The organism is Pseudomonas sp. 1 (assembly GCF_056626735.1).
This window is the reverse complement of sequence record NZ_JBWXMQ010000012.1, coordinates 99,864-121,858: the sequence shown is the minus strand read 5'-3', so window position 1 is coordinate 121,858 and position 21,995 is coordinate 99,864. Positions and strand designations below refer to the sequence as shown.

Annotated in this window: 23 protein-coding genes; all 23 read right to left on the bottom strand. The window is 63.3% G+C overall.

Annotated features, from left to right (window positions below):
• Nucleotides 1-9: 9 nt before the first annotated feature.
• Nucleotides 10-1,710, bottom strand: coding sequence for an urease subunit alpha (gene ureC / locus AC1MDC_RS19070; protein ID WP_085701023.1), 1,701 nt, complete (start codon nucleotides 1,708-1,710; stop codon nucleotides 10-12).
• Nucleotides 1,711-1,851: 141 nt separating this feature from the next.
• Nucleotides 1,852-2,157 carry an urease subunit beta gene (locus AC1MDC_RS19065; protein ID WP_085701013.1) on the bottom strand — a complete coding sequence of 102 codons (306 nt, stop codon included), beginning with the start codon at nucleotides 2,155-2,157 and terminating at the stop codon, nucleotides 1,852-1,854.
• Nucleotides 2,157-2,690 carry a GNAT family N-acetyltransferase gene (locus AC1MDC_RS19060; RefSeq protein WP_085685035.1) on the bottom strand — a complete coding sequence of 178 codons (534 nt, stop codon included), beginning with the start codon at nucleotides 2,688-2,690 and terminating at the stop codon, nucleotides 2,157-2,159. Before AC1MDC_RS19060 ends, AC1MDC_RS19065 begins: the two co-directional genes overlap by 1 nt.
• Before the next feature lie 5 nt (nucleotides 2,691-2,695).
• Nucleotides 2,696-3,229: a GNAT family N-acetyltransferase gene (locus AC1MDC_RS19055; RefSeq protein WP_085703430.1), complete on the bottom strand. Its 534-nt coding sequence runs from the start codon at nucleotides 3,227-3,229 to the stop codon at nucleotides 2,696-2,698.
• A 9-nt stretch (nucleotides 3,230-3,238) separates the two neighbouring features.
• Entirely contained in the window at nucleotides 3,239-3,541 is a 303-nt protein-coding gene (gene ureA, locus AC1MDC_RS19050) for an urease subunit gamma (protein ID WP_039766748.1), read from the bottom strand.
• 33 nt (nucleotides 3,542-3,574) lie between these two features.
• Nucleotides 3,575-4,414 carry an urease accessory protein UreD gene (locus AC1MDC_RS19045; protein WP_480393497.1) on the bottom strand — a complete coding sequence of 280 codons (840 nt, stop codon included), beginning with the start codon at nucleotides 4,412-4,414 and terminating at the stop codon, nucleotides 3,575-3,577.
• Between the two features lie 43 nt (nucleotides 4,415-4,457).
• Nucleotides 4,458-5,156: an urea ABC transporter ATP-binding subunit UrtE gene (gene urtE / locus AC1MDC_RS19040; RefSeq protein ID WP_085685026.1), complete on the bottom strand. Its 699-nt coding sequence runs from the start codon at nucleotides 5,154-5,156 to the stop codon at nucleotides 4,458-4,460.
• Nucleotides 5,157-5,201: 45 nt separating this feature from the next.
• A complete protein-coding gene (urtD, locus tag AC1MDC_RS19035) occupies nucleotides 5,202-6,071 on the bottom strand; it encodes an urea ABC transporter ATP-binding protein UrtD (protein ID WP_085685022.1) in 870 nt (289 codons plus the stop codon).
• Nucleotides 6,068-7,147, bottom strand: coding sequence for an urea ABC transporter permease subunit UrtC (urtC, locus tag AC1MDC_RS19030; RefSeq protein ID WP_085701010.1), 1,080 nt, complete (start codon nucleotides 7,145-7,147; stop codon nucleotides 6,068-6,070). The genes urtD and urtC overlap by 4 nt, the downstream gene beginning before the upstream one ends.
• Nucleotides 7,147-8,649 carry an urea ABC transporter permease subunit UrtB gene (gene urtB / locus AC1MDC_RS19025; protein ID WP_480393496.1) on the bottom strand — a complete coding sequence of 501 codons (1,503 nt, stop codon included), beginning with the start codon at nucleotides 8,647-8,649 and terminating at the stop codon, nucleotides 7,147-7,149. The genes urtC and urtB overlap by 1 nt, the downstream gene beginning before the upstream one ends.
• Before the next feature lie 159 nt (nucleotides 8,650-8,808).
• A complete protein-coding gene (urtA, locus tag AC1MDC_RS19020; protein ID WP_085701008.1) occupies nucleotides 8,809-10,074 on the bottom strand; it encodes an urea ABC transporter substrate-binding protein in 1,266 nt (421 codons plus the stop codon).
• A gap of 205 nt (nucleotides 10,075-10,279) precedes the next feature.
• Nucleotides 10,280-11,290: a FecCD family ABC transporter permease gene (locus tag AC1MDC_RS19015; protein WP_480393495.1), complete on the bottom strand. Its 1,011-nt coding sequence runs from the start codon at nucleotides 11,288-11,290 to the stop codon at nucleotides 10,280-10,282.
• Nucleotides 11,287-12,234 (bottom strand): ABC transporter substrate-binding protein, encoded by a 948-nt coding sequence (locus tag AC1MDC_RS19010; protein ID WP_266202080.1) that lies wholly within the window; start codon nucleotides 12,232-12,234, stop codon nucleotides 11,287-11,289. The genes AC1MDC_RS19015 and AC1MDC_RS19010 overlap by 4 nt, the downstream gene beginning before the upstream one ends.
• Nucleotides 12,231-13,019 (bottom strand): ABC transporter ATP-binding protein, encoded by a 789-nt coding sequence (locus AC1MDC_RS19005; RefSeq protein ID WP_266202079.1) that lies wholly within the window; start codon nucleotides 13,017-13,019, stop codon nucleotides 12,231-12,233. Before AC1MDC_RS19005 ends, AC1MDC_RS19010 begins: the two co-directional genes overlap by 4 nt.
• Nucleotides 13,020-13,210: 191 nt before the next feature.
• Entirely contained in the window at nucleotides 13,211-14,590 is a 1,380-nt protein-coding gene (locus tag AC1MDC_RS19000; protein ID WP_266202078.1) for a PepSY-associated TM helix domain-containing protein, read from the bottom strand.
• Nucleotides 14,591-14,737: 147 nt separating this feature from the next.
• Nucleotides 14,738-16,858 carry a TonB-dependent copper receptor gene (locus AC1MDC_RS18995; RefSeq protein WP_480393494.1) on the bottom strand — a complete coding sequence of 707 codons (2,121 nt, stop codon included), beginning with the start codon at nucleotides 16,856-16,858 and terminating at the stop codon, nucleotides 14,738-14,740.
• A gap of 84 nt (nucleotides 16,859-16,942) precedes the next feature.
• Nucleotides 16,943-17,389, bottom strand: a complete 447-nt coding sequence (locus AC1MDC_RS18990; RefSeq protein WP_480393493.1) for a DUF2946 domain-containing protein — start codon at nucleotides 17,387-17,389, stop codon at nucleotides 16,943-16,945.
• A gap of 21 nt (nucleotides 17,390-17,410) precedes the next feature.
• The gene (locus AC1MDC_RS18985) at nucleotides 17,411-17,890 is read right to left on the bottom strand and encodes a copper chaperone PCu(A)C (RefSeq protein WP_480393492.1); all 480 of its coding nucleotides are present in this window, start codon (nucleotides 17,888-17,890) and stop codon (nucleotides 17,411-17,413) included.
• A gap of 48 nt (nucleotides 17,891-17,938) precedes the next feature.
• The gene (locus tag AC1MDC_RS18980) at nucleotides 17,939-18,340 is read right to left on the bottom strand and encodes a DUF2946 domain-containing protein (protein ID WP_085701000.1); all 402 of its coding nucleotides are present in this window, start codon (nucleotides 18,338-18,340) and stop codon (nucleotides 17,939-17,941) included.
• Nucleotides 18,341-18,437: 97 nt separating this feature from the next.
• On the bottom strand, nucleotides 18,438-18,740 hold the full coding sequence (locus tag AC1MDC_RS18975) for an addiction module antidote protein (protein WP_227234306.1): 303 nt from the start codon (nucleotides 18,738-18,740) through the stop codon (nucleotides 18,438-18,440).
• Between the two features lie 223 nt (nucleotides 18,741-18,963).
• Nucleotides 18,964-19,692, bottom strand: a complete 729-nt coding sequence (locus tag AC1MDC_RS18970; protein ID WP_480393491.1) for a cobalt-precorrin-6A reductase — start codon at nucleotides 19,690-19,692, stop codon at nucleotides 18,964-18,966.
• Nucleotides 19,689-20,786, bottom strand: coding sequence for a cobalt-precorrin-5B (C(1))-methyltransferase (locus AC1MDC_RS18965; protein WP_085703442.1), 1,098 nt, complete (start codon nucleotides 20,784-20,786; stop codon nucleotides 19,689-19,691). Before AC1MDC_RS18965 ends, AC1MDC_RS18970 begins: the two co-directional genes overlap by 4 nt.
• The gene (cbiE, locus tag AC1MDC_RS18960) at nucleotides 20,779-21,990 is read right to left on the bottom strand and encodes a precorrin-6y C5,15-methyltransferase (decarboxylating) subunit CbiE (protein WP_480393490.1); all 1,212 of its coding nucleotides are present in this window, start codon (nucleotides 21,988-21,990) and stop codon (nucleotides 20,779-20,781) included. The genes AC1MDC_RS18965 and cbiE overlap by 8 nt, the downstream gene beginning before the upstream one ends.
• Nucleotides 21,991-21,995: the final 5 nt, after the last annotated feature.

The window sequence follows — 21,995 nt, the reverse complement described above, 5'->3', positions numbered from 1 at the left end:
GGCTTTGTCTCAGAACAGGAAGTAACGCTGCGCCATCGGCAGGGTTTCGGCCGGTTCACACCAGAGCAATACGCCGTCGGCCTTGACCTGATAGGTCTGTGGGTCGACGTCGATGTTGGGCAGGTAATCGTTGTGGATCAGGTCGGTTTTCTGCACGTCGCGACAACCTTTGACCACGGCGATTTTCTTCTTCAGGCCCAATGCATCGGGCAGTCCCGCCTCCTGCGCGGCCTGGCTGATGAAGGTCAGGCTGGTGGCGTGCAGCGAGCCGCCGTAGCTGGCGAACATCGGGCGGTAGTGCACCGGTTGCGGGGTTGGAATCGAGGCATTGGCGTCGCCCATCAGGCTCGCGGCGATGGCACCGCCCTTGAGGATCAGCGTCGGTTTCACGCCGAAGAACGCCGGGCGCCAGAGCACCAGATCGGCCCATTTGCCGACTTCCACCGAACCCACTTCATGGCTGATGCCGTGGGTGATCGCCGGGTTGATCGTGTACTTGGCGATGTAGCGCTTGGCGCGGAAGTTGTCGTTGCCTTCGCCGTCCTGCGCGAGCGGGCCGCGCTGTTTTTTCATCTTGTCGGCGGTCTGCCAGGTACGCGTGATGACTTCGCCGACGCGGCCCATGGCCTGGCTGTCGGAGCTGATCATCGAGAACGCGCCGAGGTCGTGGAGGATGTCTTCGGCGGCAATGGTTTCGCGGCGGATGCGGCTTTCGGCGAACGCCACGTCTTCGGCGATGCTCGGGTCGAGGTGGTGGCAGACCATCAGCATGTCGAGGTGTTCGTCGATGGTGTTGCGGGTGAAAGGCCGGGTCGGGTTGGTCGAACTCGGCAGCACGTTGGCGAAACCGCAGGCCTTGATGATGTCCGGCGCATGGCCGCCGCCGGCACCTTCGGTGTGATAGGTGTGGATGGTGCGACCCTTGAACGCGCCGAGGGTGGTTTCGACGAAACCGGATTCGTTGAGGGTGTCGGTGTGGATCGCCACCTGCACGTCGTACTGGTCGGCGACGCTCAGGCAGTTGTCGATGCTCGCCGGGGTGGTGCCCCAGTCCTCGTGGAGCTTGAGGCCGATGGCGCCGGCCTTGACCTGTTCGATCAACGGCTCCGGCAGGCTGGCGTTGCCCTTGCCGGTGAGGCCGATGTTCATCGGGAACGCATCCGCTGCCTGGAGCATCCGCGCCAGGTGCCACGGTCCGGAAGTGCAGGTGGTGGCGTTGGTGCCGGTGGCCGGGCCGGTGCCGCCGCCGATCATGGTGGTGACGCCGCTCATCAGCGCTTCTTCGATCTGCTGCGGGCAGATGAAGTGGATGTGGGTGTCGATGCCACCGGCGGTGAGGATCATGCCTTCGCCGGCGATCACTTCGCTGCTGGCGCCGATGGCGATGGTCACGCCGGGCTGCACGTCCGGGTTGCCGGCCTTGCCGATCGCGGCGATGCGCCCGTCCTTGAGGCCGACGTCGGCCTTGACGATGCCCCAGTGGTCGATGATCAACGCGTTGGTGATGACGGTGTCGACCACTTCTGCCGCCAGCAACTGGCTCTGGCCCTGGCCATCGCGGATCACTTTGCCGCCGCCGAATTTCACTTCTTCGCCGTAGGTGGTGAAGTCCTGCTCGACCTCGATCCACAGCTCGGTGTCGGCCAGGCGCACCTTGTCGCCGACGGTGGGGCCGAACATGTCGGCGTAGGCTTGTCTCGAGATTTTCATGCGCATGCCTTGAGATTCAATTGTTTTTGAGACTGTTCGCTTCGCTCACAGATTCGCGAGCAAGCTCGCTCCCACAGAGGGAATGCGATCACCTGTGGGAGCGAGCTTGCTCGCGAAGGGGCCTGCGCAAACGGTATAACTTCAGAGGTCACCCATGACCCGCCCGGCAAACCCGAACACTCGGCGATGCCCGGCGTATTCCACCAGTTCCACCTCGCGGCTTTGTCCCGGCTCGAAGCGCACGGCGGTGCCCGCCGGGATGTTCAGGCGCATGCCACGGCTGGCGGCGCGGTCGAAGGTCAGGGCGTCGTTGGTTTCGAAAAAATGGTAGTGCGAGCCGACCTGGATCGGCCGGTCGCCGCTGTTCGCCACTTTCAGGCTGACCGTGCGACGACCGACGTTGAGTTCGATGTCGCCGGGCTGGATCCGGTATTCGCCGGGAATCATCAGTTCGCTCCTTGCAGGACTTTGTAATAGAGGGCCGTCGGGCGATAGGTGCCGTTCGGGTCGCAGGCGTAATCGGGGATTTCCCCGGCGCGGGTGTAACCCAGGGCCTTGTAGAAATCTTCGGCGGGGGAGCCGGCCTCGGTGTCGAGGTAAAGCATGCCGCGCTTGTACTGGCGGGCCGTCAGTTCCAGCGCTTGCATCAACTGCTGGCCGAGGCCGCGCCGCCGGGCGTGTTCGCGTACCAACAGCTTCTGCACCTCGGCACGGTTCAGGCCGTTGGCCTTCTGGCACAGGCTCAACTGGACGCTGGCCTGCACTTGTTCATCCTTGACCACCACCCACAGCAAGACGTTGCCCTTGTTCAGGTTGTCCTGCACGTCGTCGAAATAGGCGCGGGCCTGAGCGGCATCGAGGTCGGCCATGAAGCCGACGCTGGCGCCATAACCAACGGCGTCGAGCAGCAGGTCGATCAGGCCCTGACGATAGTGCGCAAAACTTTCCGCATTGACGCGTCGCAGTTGGGCGGGGTTCATCGTTATCACTCCTTGTTGGCGGGCGGTGGCTCCGCGCCAGGATTGAGGGTCAGTTGCATGAAGGTCAGGTCGAGCCAGCGGCCGAACTTGGTGCCGACTTGCGGCATCTGCCCGGTGGTAATGAAACCGGCGCGTTCGTGCAGGCGGATCGACGCGGCGTTGCCGCTCTCGATGGCGGCGACCATGATGTGTTTGCCGCAGGTTTTCGCGCGTGCGATCAGCGCGGTCATCAGTTGCGGGCCGAGGCCGTTGCCACGCTGGTCGCTGCGCACGTAGACCGAGTGCTCGACCGTGTGGCGGAAACCGTCGAATGGCCGCCAGTCACCGAACGAAGCGTAGCCGAGGGTGGCGTTGTCGGCGTCGACGATCACCAGGATCGGATAACCCTGGGCCTGACGCGCGCTGAACCATGCCTGACGGTTGCCGAGGTCGACGGCGGATTCATTCCAGATCGCCGTGGTGTTGAGCACGGCGTCGTTGTAGATGTCGCGGATCGCCGGCAGGTCGGCGTGCAGTGCATCGCGGATGGTGTAAGTCATGGCGCGGCCTCAGACGATCGGTTGGTGGACGGTGACCAGTTTGGTGCCGTCGGGAAACGTCGCTTCGACCTGAATCTCCGGGATCATTTCCGGGATGCCTTCCATCACTTGATCGCGGGTCAGCAGGGTCGTGCCGTAATGCATCAGTTCGGCCACGGTCTGGCCGTCACGGGCGCCTTCAAGCAGCGCCGCCGAGATATAGGCCATGGCTTCCGGGTAGTTGAGCTTCACGCCACGGGCCAGTCGCCGCTCGGCAACGAGGCCGGCGGTGAAGATCAGCAGCTTGTCTTTTTCGCGTGGGGTCAGGTCCATCGTTTGAAATCCATTGTCGGCAGTTGAAGAAAATCAGGTATTCCAGATTCGGGGAGGCAAGGCTTCGCGGCCAAGCAACGCAGGCCTGAGCAATCGCCACAGATCGATCAGCCACGCCCGCGCCAGCAACGCTTCGCTGGCCAGGCAACGGGCGACCAAAAGACCGGGCAACTGCGTCAGATCCCCGCGCACGTCGTGGCCCAGCGAGCGGCAGCGCTCCAGCCGTTCGGCATCGATCTCGCCGGTCACCAGCAACGTCGCGAACACCGGATTGCCATCCAGCCCGATCGGCGAATCAAGCAAACCGTCGGCGCCGACGATGCGCTGGCGTTCGTGCCAAAGCAGTCGGCCATCGCGGCGAATATCCAGATGCGCCTGAAAATGCCCAAGATCGAAACGCTCGCCACTGGCCGGACGACCCAGCGCTATCACGTCCCAGTAGAACAGGCGCGCATTGCCTTCAAGATCGATCGAGGTCGCAAGTTCCGCCTGGGCGGCGCTGTAGACGATGGTTTCCTGGGGCAGCCATTCCAGTGTCGCGCCATCAGCAATATGCAGCTTCAGCGACTGATAGGCGGGGCCTGCCGCGCGATACCACTTGGCCGCGCCGGGGCTGGTGATCTGCGCCCAGGCGCCTTGTTCGACGCGGGCGCTGATGTCGAGCCGGTCACCGCCGGCAATCCCGCCCGGCGGGTGGACGACGATGTGCTGGCAGACCTCGGGCCCTTCGGCGTACAGATGCTTTTGCACCCGCAACGGGCCTAAGTGCCGGCGTCGGGTCGGCCGCGTGCAATCGCCGAAGCGGGCATAGGCCAGCTCCAGCTCGGCGTGCCAGCTCGGGGTAAACAGGGCAGTCGCAACAGGTAAGTTCATGTTTTCTGATTATCGTTAGGACGCTACAGATTAGACCGTAACCTCAAATAGTCACCAGCCCGCGTACACCTTCGGCTTCCATATTCTCGCCCCGGCCCTGCTGCACGATCTCGCCCCGGGACATCACCAGGTACTGATCGGCCAGTTCGGCGGCGAAATCGTAGAACTGCTCCACCAGCAGAATCGCCATGTCGCCACGGGCCGCGAGTTTCTTGATCACCGCGCCGATTTCCTTGATCACCGACGGCTGAATGCCCTCGGTTGGCTCGTCGAGGATCAGCAACCGTGGACGGCTGGCCAGCGCGCGGCCGATCGCGAGCTGCTGTTGCTGACCGCCGGACAGGTCGCCACCGCGCCGCTGTTTCATTTGCAGCAGCACCGGGAACAGCTCGTAGATGAACGCCGGAACCTCTTTGGCTTCGCTGCCGGGAAAGCGCGACAGGCCCATCAGCAGGTTCTCTTCCACGGTCAGCCGGCCGAAGATTTCCCGGCCCTGGGGCACGTAGGCGATGCCGGCGTGCACCCGTTGATGCGGCTTGTACGTGGTGATCGGTTGGCCTTCCCAGTTCACCGCGCCTTCCTTGGCCGGCAGCAGGCCCATCAGGCATTTGAGCAACGTGGTCTTGCCCACGCCGTTGCGCCCGAGCAGGCAGGTTACTTCGCCGACCTTCACGTCAAAGCTCAGGCCGCGCAGGATGTGGCTACCGCCGTAGTACTGGTGCAGCTTGTCGACTTGCAGCATGTTCAAATTCTCCCCGGTGATCGTTCCCACGCTCTGATTTCCTCTTCAGCGGCCGAGATAGACTTCGATCACGCGCTCGTTGTCCTGCACCTGTTCCAGTGATCCTTCGGCCAGCACGCTGCCCTGATGCAGCACGGTGACGTGGTCGGCGATCGAGCCGACGAAGCCCATGTCGTGTTCCACCACCATCAGCGAATGCTTGCCCGCGAGCGACTTGAACAGTTCGGCGGTGAACTCGGTTTCGGCATCGGTCATGCCCGCCACCGGTTCGTCGAGCAGCAGCAGTTGCGGGTCCTGCATCAGCAGCATGCCGATCTCCAGAAACTGTTTCTGCCCGTGGGACAGCAGCCCCGCCGGACGATTGACCGAGGAGGTCAGGCGAATGGTGTCGAGCACTTCGCTGATCCGGTCTTTCTGCTCGCCGCTCAACTTCGCCCGCAGGCTGGCCCACACCGACTTGTCGGTCTTCTGCGCCAGCTCCAGGTTCTCGAACACGCTCAAGGCTTCGAACACCGTCGGTTTCTGGAACTTGCGACCGATGCCGGCCTGGGCGATCTGCACTTCGCTCATTTGCGTCAGGTCGAGGGTTTCGCCGAACCAGGCCTTGCCGTGGCTCGGGCGGGTCTTGCCGGTGATGACGTCCATCAGGGTGGTCTTGCCCGCGCCGTTGGGGCCGATGATGCAGCGCAGTTCGCCGACGCCGATGTACAGGTTCAGATTGTTCAACGCCCGGAAGCCATCGAAGCTGACGCTGATGTCTTCCAGGGTCAGGATCGTGCCGTGACGGGTGTCGAGGCCCGGACCGACGCGTTGCCCGAGGCCGATCGAGTCGCGGCTGGTGCCTTCGTCCTTGTTGGGCTCCACCGGGAAAAAGGCCGGTTCCAGCATGAATTCAGCGCTCGCCGTGACTCTCATGATTCACCTCGTTTCTTCAGCAGACCGATCACGCCTTTGGGCAGGTACAACGTCACGACGATGAACAGCGCGCCGAGGAAGAACAGCCAGTATTCGGGGAAGGCCACGGTGAACCAGCTCTTCATGCCGTTGACCACGCCGGCGCCGAGCAGCGGGCCGATCAGGGTGCCGCGTCCGCCCAGGGCTACCCACACGGCGGCTTCGATCGAGTTGGTCGGCGACATTTCGCTCGGGTTGATGATCCCCACCTGCGGCACGTACAACGCACCGGCCAGACCACACAACACCGCGCTCAAGACCCAGACGAACAGCTTGAAACCGCGCGGGTCGTAGCCACAGAACATCAGGCGGTTTTCCGCATCGCGCAGCGCCGTCAGTACCCGGCCGAACTTGCTGCGGGCCAGGCGCCAGCCGATGAACAGACTCGCCACCAGCAACAACACCGTTGCCAGAAACAGCACCGCGCGAGTGCCGGGTTCGGTGATGCCAAAACCGAGGATCGTGCGGAAATTGGTGAAGCCGTTGTTGCCGCCGAAGCCGGTCTCGTTGCGGAAAAACAGCAGCATCCCGGCGAAGGTCAGGGCCTGGGTCATGATCGAGAAATACACGCCCTTGATCCGCGAGCGGAAGGCGAAAAATCCGAACACCAGCGCCAGCAGTCCCGGTGCCAACACCACCAGGCACATTGCCCAGAGGAAGTTGCCGGTGCCGCTCCAGTACCACGGCAATTCGGTCCACGACAGAAAGGTCATGAACGCCGGCAGGCCATCACCGGCAGCCTGACGCATCAGGTACATGCCCATCGCATAACCGCCGAGGGCGAAGAACAGACCGTGGCCCAGCGACAGCAGACCTGCGTAACCCCAGACCAGATCCAGTGCCAGGGCGACGATGGCGTAGCAGAGAATCTTGCCGACCAGTGTCAGGGTGTAAGCCGAGACATGCAGCGCACTGTCCGTCGGCAGCAGCGACAGCAGCGGCAGGGCGATCAGCAATGCGAGAACGACCGCGCCGATGGCGAGCGTGACTTTCGGGCCGGCCTTTTGTGTGGCCGTGACTAGTAGAGGCTGGTTCATCAGTCGATCACCCGTCCTTTCAGTGCGAAGAGGCCTTGCGGACGTTTCTGGATGAACAGAATGATCAGCGCGAGGATCAGGATCTTGCCGAGCACCGCACCGATCTGCGGTTCGAGAATCTTGTTGGCGATGCCCAGGCCGAACGCGGCGAACACGCTGCCGGCCAGTTGGCCGACGCCGCCGAGCACCACCACCAGGAACGAGTCGATGATGTAGCTCTGGCCCAGATCCGGGCCGACGTTGCCGATCTGGCTCAGGGCAACGCCACCGAGCCCGGCAATGCCCGAGCCGAGGCCGAAGGCGAGCATGTCGACACGCCCGGTGGGCACACCGCAGCAGGCGGCCATGTTGCGATTCTGGGTGACGGCGCGCACGTTCAGACCGAGGCGGGTCTTGTTCAGCAGCAGCCAGGTCAGCACCACTACGAACAATGCGAAGGCGATGATCACGATGCGGTTGTACGGCAGCACCAGATTCGGCAGCACCTGAATCCCGCCGGACAGCCATGCCGGGTTCGCCACTTCAACGTTTTGCGCACCGAACAGCAACCGGACAAGCTGGATCAGCATCAGGCTGATGCCCCAGGTCGCGAGCAAGGTTTCCAGCGGGCGACCGTAGAGGTGACGGATCACCGTGCGCTCCAGTGCCATGCCGATGGCGGCGGTGACGAAGAACGCCACCGGCAGCGCGATCAGCGGATAGAACTCGATGGCCTGCGGGGCGTAGCGCTGGAACATCAACTGCACGACGTAGGTCGAGTAGGCGCCGAGCATCAGCATTTCGCCGTGGGCCATGTTGATCACGCCGAGCAGGCCGAAGGTAATCGCCAGACCGAGTGCCGCGAGCAGCAGAATCGAACCGAGGGACATGCCGCTGAAGGCTTGGCCGAGCAGTTCCCCGACCAGCAGTTTGCGCTTGACCTGGGCGAGGCTGGTTTCGGCGGCGGTGCGCACATTGGCATCGGTTTCGACCCCGGGTTCGAGCAAGCCTTCGAGGCGGGTGCGGGCCAGCGGGTCGCCGGTTTCACCGAGCAGGCGCACGGCCGCGAGGCGCACCGCCGGGTCGGTGTCGACCAGTTGCAGGTTGGCCAGCGCCAGGCTCAGGGCGGCGTGGACGCTTTCGTCTTGTTCGCCAGCCAGTTGCCGGTCGAGGAATTTCAGCTGCGCCGGTTTGGCGCTTTTCTGCAATTGCTGCGCGGCGCTCAGACGGATTTTGGCGTCGGCGGCGAGCAATTGGTGGCTGGCCAGTGCGGTATCGATCAGACCCCGCAGGCGGTTGTTCAGGCGCACGGTCTTGGGTTGGCCGTCGACGGTCAGCTCGCCTTGTTGCAGGGCGTTGATCAGTTCGACACGGGCCGGATCGGGCTGCGCGGCCCAGGCTTCCAGCAGTTTGGCCTGTTGCATCGGGTTGGCGGCGACGAAGTCTTCGGCGTCCCCGGCATGGGCGGCCATCGGCAGCAAAAGCGCCAGGGCCAGGATCAAGCGGTAAAGGGCAGTGGGCATATGAAATGGCCTTGCGTAGTGATCGTTCCCACGCTCAGCGTGGGAATGCAGTCCGGGACGCTCCGCGTCCCAAAAGCGGACGCAGAGCGTCCATTGAGGCATTCCCACGCAGACGGTTCGACGCCTCGACGTGGGAACGATCAGGTTGAGCGGGTTAACTCAGTTGCTCTTCACCGCATAATCCGGCTTCTTGTCGTTACCCGGAATGAACGGGCTCCACGGCTGCGCACGAATCGGCCCTTCGGTCTGCCACACGACGTTGAACTGACCGTCGCTCTGGATCTCGCCGATCATCACCGGTTTGTGCAAATGGTGATTGGTCTTGTCCATGGTCAGGGTGTAGCCGGACGGCGCGGCGAAGGTCTGGCCGCCGAGGGCTTCGCGGACCTTGTCGACGTCAGTGGATTTGGCTTTCTCGGCCGCCTGCGCCCACATGTGGATGCCGACGTAAGTGGCTTCCATCGGGTCGTTGGTCACCGCTTTGTCGGCGCCCGGCAGGTTGTGTTTCTTCGCGTAGGCTTTCCAGTCATCGACGAACTTCTTGTTCACCGGGTTCTCCACCGACTCGAAGTAGTTCCACGCCGCGAGGTTGCCCACAAGCGGCTTGGTGTCGATGCCGCGCAGTTCTTCTTCGCCCACCGAGAACGCCACCACTGGTACTTCGGTGGCTTTCAGGCCCTGGTTGGCCAGCTCTTTGTAGAACGGCACGTTGGAGTCGCCGTTGACGGTGGAGATCACAGCGGTCTTGCCGCCGGCCGAGAATTTTTTGATGTTGGCGACGATGGTTTGATAGTCGCTGTGGCCGAACGGGGTGTAGACCTCTTCGATGTCCTTATCAGCGACGCCTTTGGAGTGCAGGAACGAACGCAGGATCTTGTTGGTGGTGCGCGGGTACACGTAGTCGGTGCCGAGCAGGAAGAAACGCTTGGCGCTGCCGCCTTCTTCGCTCATCAGGTATTCAACCGCCGGGATCGCTTGCTGGTTTGGCGCGGCACCGGTGTAGAACACGTTCGGCGACATCTCTTCACCTTCGTATTGCACCGGATAGAACAGCAGGCCGTTGAGTTCTTCGAACACCGGCAGCACCGATTTGCGCGACACCGAAGTCCAGCAACCGAACACCACCGCGACCTTGTCCTGGGTCAGTAGCTGCCGACCCTTTTCCGCGAACAGCGGCCAGTTCGACGCCGGGTCGACCACCACCGGCTCCAGCATCTTGCCGTTCACCCCGCCCTTGGCGTTGATCTCGTCGATGGTCATCAACGCCATGTCCTTGAGCGATGTTTCGGAGATCGCCATGGTGCCGGACAACGAATGCAGAATCCCGACCTTGATGGTCTCGGCGGCCTGTACGGTCCAGGTCATGCCCATCGCGGCAATGGATGCCGTGAGTGTGAAAGCCTTGATCAAACTGCGACGCTTCATTGTGCGATCTCCATGAACGTTAAAGTTTTTTATGGTTGGCAGATGCGAACGACTGAAGGGGGTTTTGCAAGGGCTGTGCCCGGTCGGGTTTGGGCAGGGAAATGTCGGTTTAGAGCGGTCGCGCGCGAAGGCGGCGCACCATGAGGGGACGTGTTGCATGCAAAGGTGCAACGAGGTGCGCCAGATTGGGGCGCACCCGGAGGATTCAGCGGCGGCGCATCAGGCCGATGAAAAACAGGCCGCCGAGGGCTGCGGTGGCAACGCCGATGGGCAGGTCTTCCGGGGCAATCAGTGTGCGTGCGGCGACGTCCACCCAGACGAGGAAAACGCTGCCGAGCAACACGCACACCGGCAGCAGACGCCGATGCTCGGCACCGATCAGGCGCCGGGCAATGTGCGGCACCATCAGCCCGACAAAACCGATGGAGCCGCTGATCGATACCAGCACCCCGGTCATCAGCGAAGCGATCACGAACACCCGCAGACGCACCGCGCGGGCATTCAGGCCGAGGGTGACGGCGGTCTGTTCGCCGGCCATCAAGGCGTTCAGCGGACGGGCCATGCCGATCAGCAGAATCAGGCCGAGCAACACGCTCAGCGCCGGCACGGCCAACAATTCCCAGCGTGCCAGACCGAGGCCGCCGAGCATCCAGAACATCACCGCCGAACTGGCCCGGTGATCGCCCATGAACAACAGCAGATTGGCGATCGCCATCATCACGAACGACACCGCCACGCCGCACAGCAGCAGACGATCACTGTCCAGCCGACCCTGCCGGCTGGCGATGCCCAGCACCAGAAACATGCTCAACAATGCGCCAATGAACGCGGCGATCGGCAAAGTCAGCAGGCCGACGATTTCACCGACGTGCAGCACCACGATCACTGCACCGAGCGTGGCACCGGAAGTGACGCCGAGCAGATGAGGATCGGCCAGCGGATTACGCGTCACCGCTTGCAGCACCGCGCCGATCAACGCCAGTCCGGCGCCGACCAATGCACCGAGCAGCATGCGCGGCACGCGGATCAGCCAGACGATGTGTTCCTGGCCAGCGCTCCAGTCCGGCGCGCCGAGGCCGAACAGCTTGTGCAGCAGAATCCGCCACACCACGTCCACCGGCACCCGCGCCGGGCCGAAGCCCAGCGACACCACGCACGACACTAGCAGCACCGCGCCGAGGGCAATCAGCAGCCAGCCGTAACCACGACTGATCATTCGCCGTGGAACCCTTTGGCCAGGGTTTCAACCGCCAGCACGTTGTCGATCCCCGGCGTGGCCTGCACGTAAGGGATGACGATGAAGCGCTGGTTCTTGATCGCGTCCACCGACTGCAGAGCCTTGTTCTTCAGCAGGAATTCAATCTTCTGCTCGGCGGTGATTTCGCTGTAGTCGACGATCACGATCACCTGCGGATTGCGCTCGACCACGGTTTCCCAGTTGACCCGGGTCCAGCTCGCTTCGACGTCATCGAGAACGTTGCGCCCGCCAGCGGCGTCGATCAGTGCTTGTGGCATGCCGAGGCGGCCGGAGGTCATGGCGCGGTCTTCGCCACTGTCGTACAGGAATACTCGGGGTTTCTCGGCGGGCAGGTCTTTGCGGATGTCCGCAACCTGACTTTGCATATCGGCGATCAGCGCGTTGGCGCGGTCCTGCACGTCGAAAATCTTTCCGAGATTGCGCAGGTCGTTGTAGGTGTCGTCCAGCGTGGCGGCCGGTCGCTTCATCACGAAGGCGCAGGATTCGGTCAGCTCATAGACGTTGATGCCCAGCGGTTGCAGGGTCTGCGGCGTGAGATCGCCACCCACGCGCATGCCGTAATCCCAGCCGGCGAAGAAAAAATCGACGTTGGCGTTGAGCAGGGTTTCCACCGACGGGTACTTGGCTGCCAGTTCCGGCAACCCGTCGAGCAGCGACTGCATTTGCGGTGTCACCGACTTCCAGCCACTCACGCCGCTGTAGCCGGCCATTTTCGACTTGAGGCCGAGGGCGAGCATCATCTGGGTCATGTTGATGTCGTGGCTGACCGCGTGTCTGGGCGCTTCCTTGAAGGTCACTTCGCGGTTGCAGCTGTGGATCGTCAGCGGGTACCGGGTGGCCTCGGCGAAGGCGTGGGTGGTGCCCAGCAACAGAGCGAGGCAAAGCAGGGAGCGCACAGTCATGGTCGGGTTATCCAGGTGATTCGCGGGTAGCCGTGGAGGGGGTGAGGATCGATCAATGCTTCGACGCCGAACACGTCGCGCAGCAGGTCGACGGTCAGGACTTGTTGCGGGGTGCCGCTGGCGACGATTTGTCCGTGGTTGATCACATACAACCGGTCGCAGAATGCGGCGGCCAGGTTCAGGTCGTGAATGCTCGCCAACGTGCCGATCTGCAAACGCTTGACCAGTTGCAGAAGCTCCAGCTGATAGCGCGGGTCGAGGTGGTTGGTCGGCTCGTCGAGGATCAGCAGTTGCGGTTGCTGGGTCAGGGCGCGGGCCAGGATCACCCGTTGTTTTTCGCCGCCGGACAGCGTGGCGAAGGCGTGATCTTCGAAGCCATCGAGGCCCACCGATTTGAGGGCCTGGGTGGCGACCTGGCGGTCTTCCAGCGTGTCGCTGTCGAACAGGCCTTTGTGCGGCGTGCGACCCATGGCAACCACTTCTTCGACGGTCAGGCCGAAGGCATCCGGGAATTCCTGCAGAACCACGGCGATGCGCTGCGCACACCAGCGTGAAGGTTGCTTCCAGATGTTGTGGTGATCGAGTCTGACCTCACCGCGTTCCGGCTGACTGAAGCGATAGGCGCAGCGCAACAGGCTGGTCTTGCCGCTGCCATTGGGCCCGATCAGCCCGACAAACTCACCGGCGGCCACGTGCAACGAGGCGTCATGCAGCTGGAACTGGTGATGGCAGTGATCGTGGCCCAAGGGTGACCAGGCGAGATCGGTGAGGGACAGTGAGGTCATGTGTTGTTCAGCTTGAAGTCCATGAAGTGAATCCGGCCGTTCCATCGCCCGCAGTCGGTCAGCGCAAAAGAAAGCCCGCAGCGTGGACGGCGGGCAATGAGCTGAAATTTGGTTATACAGTAACACTTAAATCGGCCGAATATCAGGTCCGGCAGTTTAAGGACTTGTCTGAAACCTGCATCTCGCCAGTCTCATGATGAAGTTGAGGCAGATTCAGCTTGTCGGCCCAGACGCGACAGCAGCAGTCGATCCAGCACCCACACCACCACCAGCGAAGCGCCCACCAGCGGAAACACCACCGCCAGCACCAGCATGATCGCCACCCCGGTTTTCCACTTCGGCAGATCGTGGCGCAGCGGCGGCACGCCGAACTTGCCCTGTGGCCGGCGCTTCCACCAGATCACCACGCCGCTGACGGCACTGAGCAGGATCATCAGGCAGATCAGCAGCACGATGAGCTGGTTGAAGGTGCCGAACATCTTGCCTTCATGGAGCATCACGCCGATCTCGGTAGCGCGGGCAACAGCGCCGTACTGCTCGAAGCGCACATCGGCGAGAACCTTGCCGGTGTACTGATCGATGTGCAGGGTCGCGTCGTTGCGTGGGTCGTCGGCGAACACGGCGATGGTGAATACGCCGGTGGCAGTGGTCGGCAGGGTGATGCTGTAGCCCGGCTCGACCTGGCGCTCAACGGCGATGTTCTGCACGTCCTGCAGGCGGATGGTCGGTGCGGCCGGCCCGTGTTGCATGCCGCCGTGGGCCATGTGTTCGGCGTGGTCGCCCGACATCGGCATCGGAGTGTTTTCCATCGCCCAAGGCACAGTCTGGCGGGCGGCGTTGTTGAGGCTGCCGGCCTCGACGTCGGAGGTCGGCACGTTGTCCCACATCGCCGCCGGGAACACGTTCCACACCTGCGCGTACTGCTTGCCCCAGAAGCCGGTCCAGGTCATGCCGCTGAGCAGCATCACCAGCAGCAATGCCGCGCCCCAGAAACCGGTGACCGCGTGCAGGTCACGCCACAGCACGCGGCCGCGACTGCTCAGGCGCGGCCACAGAATCCCCGCGGCCTGACCGCGCGGCCACCACAGGAAAACCCCGGACACCACCAGCACCACGCCCCAGCCGGCGGCCATTTCGATCAGTCGGTCACCGACGGTGCCGATCATCAGTTCGCCATGGATCGCCCGTGCGATGGCTTGCAGGTTCTGCCTGGCATCCTGCTCGCCGAGGATGTCGCCGTGGTACGGATCGACGAACACGTTCAGCTCATGGCCGGCATTCTTCACCACGAATTGCGCGCTGCGTTCGGCGTTCGCGGGTGGCAGGTACTGGGTGACCTGGCCTTGTGGATAAGCGCTTTTGACCTTTTGCAGCAGGTCATCGGCCGGCACGGTGTGATGCCCGGCCGGGACGTTCAGCAGGCTGCTGTACATCAGCGAATCGAGCTGCGGCTTGAACAGGTAAATGATGCCGGTCAGGGCCAGCATCACCATGAATGGCGCGACGAACAATCCGGCATAAAAATGCCAACGCCAGGCCAGGTTGTAGAAATTCGGTTTGGGCTGTTTCATCACGAGTGCTCCGCTTGGCTTGGATCTTCTAGTTGTTCTGCAACCCTTGTGGGAGCGAGCTTGCTCGCGAAGGGGGCGGCACATCCAACATAAATGCCGCCTGTTACACCGCCTTCGCGAGCAAGCTCGCTCCCACAGGGGGAAGGGTTAGAAACTCATGTCCACCTTGGTCCAGAGCGTGCGCCCCGGTTCATTGATGGCTTGCGGGTCGTTGGCCGGGTAGCCGAACCCGGCGTTGCCCGCCAGGTTCAGGTGTTCGGCGTAAGCCTTGCCGAACAGGTTGTCGACGCCGGTACTGACCTTCCAGTTCTTGTTGATCCGGTAGGCACCGTTGAGCGAGAACACGCCGAAGCCCGAACTCTTGTCGTAATCCTTGCCGACCACGTTGCCCTTGTTCCGGTCGATCCGGTTTTGCGCGGCAACCACCCTCCACAGTGCGCCGGCGCTCCAGTTATCTTCGCTGTAGGTCAGGCCGAAACGGGCATCCAGCGGCGGCATCTGCGGCAGGGCCTTGCCGTCGCTGCTGTTCTTGCCCCAGGCGTAGGCCAGGGTCGCATCGGCTTTCCAGTTGTCGGTGAGCTTGTAAGCGGCACCGAGTTCACCGCCCATGATCCGCGCGTCGATGTTCTCGGCGCGGGAAGTGCTCATGCCCATCATCCCCGGGGTGTAGTCGAACAGGATGTAGTCGCGCACCTGGCCGATGTAGCCCGAGGCCCAGGCTTCGAGTTCGGCACTCTTGTAGTTCACGCCGAAGTCGAGCTGAGTGGTCTTTTCCGGCTTGATCGAATCGAACGCATTGACCGAACCCGCCGGGCCGGACTTGGGCGAAAACAGCTCCCAGTAATCCGGAAACCGTTGCGCGTGGCCGAGACCGGCGTAGAGCGTGGTCGGGCTGTCGGCGAGGTCATGCTCGTAACGGATGAAGCCGCTCGGCAAGGTGTCGGCACGGGTATCGCCGGCGGTCGGGTTCGGCCGGGACATCATTCCTGAGCCGGTGGTCTGCCGGAAATCCCTGGCCGAGGCGCGGTCGACCCGGGCGCCGGTGATCAGCCGGTCGCGGTCGGCGGCGTACCAGGTCATTTCGCTGAACACGCCGTAGTTGTGGAAGTCGGCGTCCTTGGTGAACGGCTGATCCTTGTAGGTATCGATACCCATGCCGCTGCGCTGACGGTGTTCGTTGGTCTGCGCGTCGAGGCCGGTGATCAGCTGGATATCGGCCCAGCGCCAGGTCGCCTTGATCCGCGCGCCGAGGGTGCGGCGGTCGACGTTGGACGCCATGGGCCCTGCCATCATCCCGGTGCCGGACGGCGTGCGCAGGGTGTAGTTGTCCATCACGTGGTCGGCGTAGTTGTAATAGACCTGAGCTTCGAGCTTCTCCAGCACGTCGGTGATGTTGGATTTCTCGACGCGCAGACCGAGGCTTTCACGCAGGAATTGCGAGCCGTCCATGCCGCGTCCGGCGTAGCGTGCTTCACCGTCGCCCTTGCCGGCGGTCAGTTCGATCAGGGTGTCGGCGTCCGGGGTCCAGCCCACCGCTACATCGCCGTTCCACTTGTCATAGCGCGAGGCAACGATGTCGTTGTTGCCGTCCCGGTAATCGTCGGAGTGCGCGGTGTTGCCGATCACCCGCACATAGCCCAGCGAGCCGCCGGCTGCCGCATCGACGACTTTGTCGAAGCGTCCGTGAGAGCCGGCCAGTACGCTGGCGTTCACGCGGGTGCCGAGTTCGCCGAAGCTTTCCGGCTCGCGGTCGAAGAGGATCGTGCCGGCCGAGGCGCCCGGTCCGTAGAGCACGGTTTGCGGGCCTTTGATCACCGTGAGCTTGTCGTAGGTCTCGGGTGAAATGTACGAGGTCGGCGCGTCCATCCGGCCGGGGCAGGCACCGAGCATCATGCTGCCGTTGGTGAGAATGTTCAGGCGCGAACCGAACATGCCGCGCAATACCGGATCACCGTTGGTACCGCCGTTGCGGACCAGGGCGAAGCCGGGAATCGTCTTCAGATAGTCGCCGCCATCGCTGGCGGGCACCGGTTGGCGCGGGTCTTTCGGGTTGGTGACGATGGTCAGCGGCGAGCTCGGGGCGATGGCGGTGATCACCGTCGGGCTCAATTCGTCAGCGTGGCCGGCGTGTTCGTCGGCATGGACCAGCGGGGACAGCAGGACGCCGCAAAGGACGGCGCCAGCGTGCCTGAAACGAACACGGGACTCGTTCAGGGCAAAGGACGCCGGGGCAGAACCCAAGCGTGGGACAGCAGAAAACCTGGACATGACAATTTCCATCAAACAGTCGTAAACGACACGGCCGGCAGCCTGAAGCTGTCTTCTCAACCGTGTGCAATCAGAGTCAGGTGTTTACGCTGCGACGGGCGGGGCGCGGGTGCGGGCGCCGGGGAAGAAGGTCTGCCGGGCATGGCCCAGACGCGGGGAGGGTGGGGTGAAGGTGTTGACGAGAGGAATGCTGAAAGTGGCGAAGCTGCCGCCGCCAGTCAGCGCCGGGCAATTGAACAGCAGGCTGCAATAGCCGCATTTTTCCCACAGCACGTGGTGCGAGGATTGTGGCGGACAGTGTTCGGCGGTGGGCTGTGCACCGTGCCCGGAATGATCCATCCCCGGCATGTCCATCGACATGTCCATGCTCATCGGCATGGAGGTCGAGGCGTGCTGATCCATCGGCATCGACTGGGAAATCAGCGGGCCGATGAAGATCATCAACATGGCGAACAGGGCGATCCAGCTGCCGCGAGTCAGGTGTTCAGTCTGACGACGTTGCAGGGAGGGCCTGGCGCTCAGGGGGCGCATGGGCGGAGCCTGCCGGAACGGTTACTGGGCGTGCGCGTGAGCTTGCGTGGCTTCCGGCGGCTTCTTCTGCACGGCAACTTCGACGGTCACGTCACCGGCCTTCTCGAAGTGCATCGTCAGCGGGAAGCGCTTGCCGTCGGTCAGCAGGCTGCGGTCGGTCGGATTCATCAGCATCACGTGATAGGCCATCGGCGCGAAGGTCACGTTTCCGCCGGCCGGGATGGCCACGTTCGGCACCTGTTGCATCTTCATCAGATCGCCCTGCATCACGTGCTCGTGCAGTTCGGCCGTCGGGGCGATCGGCGAGTCGACGCTGAGCAGGCGGTCAGCCGTCTTGCCGGCGTTGTGAATGATGAAATACGCGGCAACGGTCGGCGCGTTCGGCGGCAGTTCCTGCGACCACGGGTGGACGATTTCCAGCTCGCCGGCCTTGTATTCGTGGGCATGGGCGAAGCACGCCGGCAGCAACAGCGCAGCGATGACGATGAATTTGTTCAACATGACAGTTCTCCAGAACGATTTGAAACGCAGGTCAAATGCGGGAACAAATCAAACCAGAGGGGACGCGCGGGGATTGAGGCTCGGCCATTGCTGGCGCGGTGTCGGAGTTTGCAGCAAGGCGGGCGCCACGCTGCGATTGCTTTCGTATTGGGCGAAATACAGTTGCGGCGAATGCCCCGGCAACGCCACCACCGGCGCCGATCCGGAACAGCACCAGCAATGCTGCATGGTCGAATGACTGTCACCGCTCTGCGGCGCTTTCTGATCAAGGCTACCGATGTCGATCGCCACCATCTTCGTCCCGCTGCCGGTGCAGAAACTGCTCCACAGCAACTGCTCGGCCGGCGTCTGCGCCGCCTGCGCCATCGCTCCCGTCAACGGCATGGCGAGCATGTTGAACAGCACTGCAAAGCAGGCGATCCAGGCAAATGCGAGCCGGTGTCGGTTCATGGGACAGATCCGTAGGGTGGGCGATCAGGCGCGGCTATTTAGCCTGATCAGGGCCGATAAGTAAAAAAGCGTCGTGCGGTTTGGTGTCGCAGAGGATTCAGCCTGCTACGGCATGCAACCGCAAACCCAGTGCCTTCATGACTTTCATGATAGTCGCGAATTCCGGATTTCCAGTGCTGCTCAGCGCTTTATAAAGGCTTTCGCGACCCAAGCCTGCATCTCGTGCAACCTGGGTCATGCCTTGGGCGCGGGCGATGTCATTAAGTGCTGCACGGATAAGAACGCCATCGCCAGCATCTTCGTCAAAACAAGCGTTCAGGTAAGCCGCCATTTCCTCGGGTGTTTTAAGAAACTCTGCAGCGTCGAAGCGAGTGCGTCCCGAGGCAGGTTGATATTGCAAAACGTATGCTCGGGAGACTGCTGCAGGTAGTCAGTCGGGCTTTAAGTTGTTGTGCGTAGCGTCCGATTGACTGGTAGGACTCAAGTTTTTCGCTGTGAGAGCCGGCGCCATCGCGGGCAAGCCCGCTCCTACAGGATTAGCGTTGGACATCAGTTTTGTGATCGGCGTTAACCACTGTGGGAGCGGGCTTGCCCGCGAAGGCGTACTCAAGAGCGCAAAAGGCTCAGGGCTGTAAGTTGATGGTGAGTGCGCTGATGGCTTCATCCACCGTCGCAAATTCCCGATCAACCCCCGCCAACTCCGGCCGCTTCAACACCATCACCGGCACCCCGAGCTCCCGCGCCACGTCCAGTTTCGGCTCGGTCGCGGTGCTGCCGCTGTTCTTGCTGATCAGCACGTCGATCTGCCGGCGTTCGAACAGCGCCCGTTCATCCTCCAGCAGAAACGGTCCACGGGCGCCGATGACTTCGCAGCGTTCGTTGCCGGGGTAGACGTCGAGGGCGCGAAGAGTCCAGAACTGGTGCGCAGGGATTTCGTCGAGGTGTTGCAGCGGTTCGCGGCCAAGGGTGAACAGCGGGCGATGGAACGGCGCGAGAGCGGTGATCAGTTCCGCCCAGTCGGCAACTTCGCGCCAGTCATCGCCCGGCTGTGGTCGCCACGCCGGGCGGCGCAGGGCCCAGCAGGGAATGCCGGTGAGTTGCGCAGCGGTGGCGGCGTTGTGGCTGATTTGCGCGGCGTACGGATGGGTGGCGTCGAGCAAAAGCGTGATGCCTTCGTCGCGAATGAACTGCGCCAGACCTTCCGCTGCGCCGTAGCCGCCGACGCGCACCTGACACGTCAGATCGGTCGGCACCCGGCCCACCCCGGCCAGGCTGTAAATGTGTTCCGGCCCCAAGGTGCGCGCGATGGCTAACGCTTCAGTCACGCCGCCCAGCAACAGAATCCGTTTCATACAAAAGCCCCCGCATGGCCGACGATGCCGCCCTGACGATCGATCGCAAACACTTCGACCTGAACCTGCGCCGGCACCACGCTGCGGGCAAATTCAAGAGCATGGCGGCAGACCTCATCACCCAGCGCAACACCCGCCGCACTGGCCATCGCCAACGCCTGCTGGCTGGTGTTCGCCCCGCGAATGGCTTGCTGCAACGCATCGTCAGCGCCAATCGCCGCCGCCCACTCGGCCAGTTGCGGCAGGTCGATGCTCGAATGACGCGAGTGCAGGTCCATGTGCCCGGCCGCCAGTTTGCTGATCTTGCCGAAGCCGCCGCACAGGCTGAGTTTATCCACAGGCACTTTGCGCAGATGCTTGAGCACGGCGCCGACGAAGTCGCCCATTTCGATCAGGGCGATTTCCGGCAGGTCGTAAACCCGGCGCATGGTGTCTTCGCTGGCGTTGCCGGTGCAGGCGGCGATGTGCAGGTAGCCGTTGGTTTTCGCGACGTCGATGCCTTGATGAATCGAGGCGATGTAGGCCGCGCAGGAAAACGGCCGGACGATGCCGCTGGTGCCGAGGATCGACAGGCCACCGAGAATGCCCAGGCGCGGGTTCATGGTTTTCAGCGCCAGGGCTTCGCCGCCCTCGACGTTGACCGTTACCTCGAAGCCGCCGCGATAGCCGGTTTCTTCGGCGAGCAGGGTCAGGTGATCGCTGATCATCTTGCGCGGAACCGGGTTGATCGCCGGTTCGCCGACGGCCAGCACCAGCCCCGGGCGAGTCACGGTGCCGACGCCTTTGCCGGCAATGAAGCGGATTCCCGGCTCGGCTGTCAGTTGCACGCGGGAGTAAAGCAGGGCGCCGTGCGTCACGTCCGGGTCGTCACCGGCATCCTTGAGGGTTCCGGCTTCAGCGCCGTTTTCGGTCAGCCGGCAGAACTCCAGGCGCATCTGCACCTGCTTGCCCTTGGGCAACACGATCTGCACGGCGTCGGCCGATGGGCCGCCGAGCAGCAGGCGAGCCGCGGCGAGGCTGGTGGCCGTGGCGCAGCTGCCGGTGGTCAGGCCGCTGCGCAGGGGCGCGGGTTGCTCGGCGGTTTCGTCACGCATCGAAGGGCTTGACCAGATCGAGCAGGGTGATCGGCAACGCCTGGCGCCAGGTGTCGAACTCGCCCAGCGGCTGCGCCTGGGCAATGTGGATGCGGGTCAACTCACCGCCATGGCGTTCGCGCCAGTTCATCAAAGTCATTTCGCTTTGCAGGGTCACGGCGTTGGCGACCAGTCGGCCGCCAGGTTTGAGTTGTTCCCAGCAGGTGTCGAGCACGCCTTCGCGGGTGACACCGCCGCCAATGAAAATCGCGTCCGGACGCTCCAGTCCTGCGAGGGCCTGAGGAGCACTGCCGCGAATCAGTTGCAGGCCGGGAACCCCCAGCGCATCGCGGTTGTGTTCGATCAGCTGCTGGCGACCGTCATCGGCCTCGATGGCCAGCGCACGGCAACTCGGGTGAGCGCGCATCCACTCGATACCGATCGAGCCGCTACCGGCGCCGACGTCCCACAGCAAATCGCCCGGTGTCGGGGCGAGGCGAGCGAGGGTGATTGCGCGCACGTCGCGTTTGGTCAGTTGGCCGTCATGCCGAAAGGCGGAGTCCGGCAGGCCGGCCAGGCGGGACAGGCGAGGTGTCTGCGGATCGGCCAGGCATTCGATGGCGATCACGTTGAGGTCGGCAACGCGCGGATCGTTCCAGTCGTTGGCGGTGCCGTCGATCCGGCGTTCGGCGTTGCCGCCCAGATGTTCCAGCACACTAAGGCGACTGGCGCCGAATCCACGTTCGCGCAGCAATGCCGCAACCGCTGCCGGGCTTTGGCCGTCATTGCTCAGCAGCAACAGGCGCACGCCGCCGAACAGTTGTGCATTGAGAGCCGCCAGCGGGCGAGCCACCAGCGACAGCACGCTGACGTCCTGCAACGGCCAGCCCAGTCGGGCTGCTGCCAGCGAGCAGGACGACGGCGCCGGCAGGACCAGCATCTCGGCCCCCGGCACCTGCCGCGCCAGACTCGCGCCAACGCCGTAGAACATCGGATCTCCGCTGGCCAGCACGCACACCGCTTCGCCACGGCGCTCAAGCACCGGGGCCAGGGAAAACGGGCTCGGCCACAACTGGCGCTCGCCACGGATGCACACCGGCAACAGATCCAGCTGACGCTGACCGCCGATGATCCGCGAAGCGCCCATCAGGGCGCGCCGGGCATTCTTGCCCAGGCCCTTGAAGCCGTCTTCACCGATTCCTACTACTGTCAGCCAGGGTGACATCTGTA